Annotated in this window: 1 protein-coding gene; it reads right to left on the bottom strand. The window is 39.7% G+C overall.

Going from position 1 to position 866, the window contains the following annotated elements; translation table 11 throughout:
- Positions 1-47: 47 nt before the first annotated feature.
- A complete protein-coding gene (locus tag ACS8FD_RS18425) occupies positions 48-716 on the bottom strand; it encodes a glutathione S-transferase (protein ID WP_299216445.1) in 669 nt (222 codons plus the stop codon).
- Positions 717-866 lie beyond the last annotated feature (150 nt).

Below are 866 nucleotides of genomic sequence, written 5' to 3' on the forward strand. Positions count from 1 at the left end.
CATAGCAATAGCTAGCATTTATAAGCACTTTGATAAATCTAGTAGTCCTAGAACTGGACACGGCCACCTTTGACTTCAGCTTGCTTGAAAGCTGCTCGCGCTTCGCAGCGTTTTAACCAATTTAATATATTGGCGTATTTTACTTTGTCGAGCCCACTTCCTGCATTGGTAGCAACGACCACAAGATGCATCTGAATGTCTGCAGCACTAAAAGCTTCACCTGCAAACCAATGATTGTGCTGTAGTTGCTGCTCCATCATATTTAGCATCGTTGTCAGACTATCACTAATCATATTGTTTTCGACTTGCTTACGAATACTCTTGCTCACAGGCTTGATAAGCATTGGTGATTTTTCGACCACTTTGGTAAATACCAAACGCATGACCAACAGCGGCATGATTGATGCTTCAGCAAAGTGTAGCCAAAAAGTATAAGACTCCCATGCCTCTTCATTGTCATCAGTAGGTTTAAGATGTTGTTCTTTATCATAATGCTTGAGTAAATACTCAATGATAAATCCTGATTCGACCAGCGCACGTCCGTTCACCTCCAAGATAGGAGTATGACCAAGTGGATGAATTTTCTTTAAACTTTCAGGCGCACGGTAAGCTTTAGTACGCTCGTAACAAGTCAGCTGATAGTCAGCGTTTAGTTCTTCCAAAAGCCATATGATACGAAACGAGCGTGAGTTCTCTAAATGATGCAGATGTAACATGGATTCACCCTAATAATGGTTGGTAAGTTAAGCAAAGCAACTTATTAATGCTATTGATGATAGCGCACTTAGCCATGCTTTAATACAGTCATATCATTCAAAAACAGTCAAAATTAATGACTGTATGATGCGTTTTATATCTCGTATTTT

The sequence above is a fragment of the Psychrobacter sp. 1U2 genome (genome assembly GCF_051847575.1).

Bases quoted from the DNA above. Each gene is read 5' to 3' on its own strand.
- ACS8FD_RS18425 (WP_299216445.1), bottom strand. From the start codon at position 716: ATGTTACATCTGCATCATTTAGAGAACTCACGCTCGTTTCGTATCATA.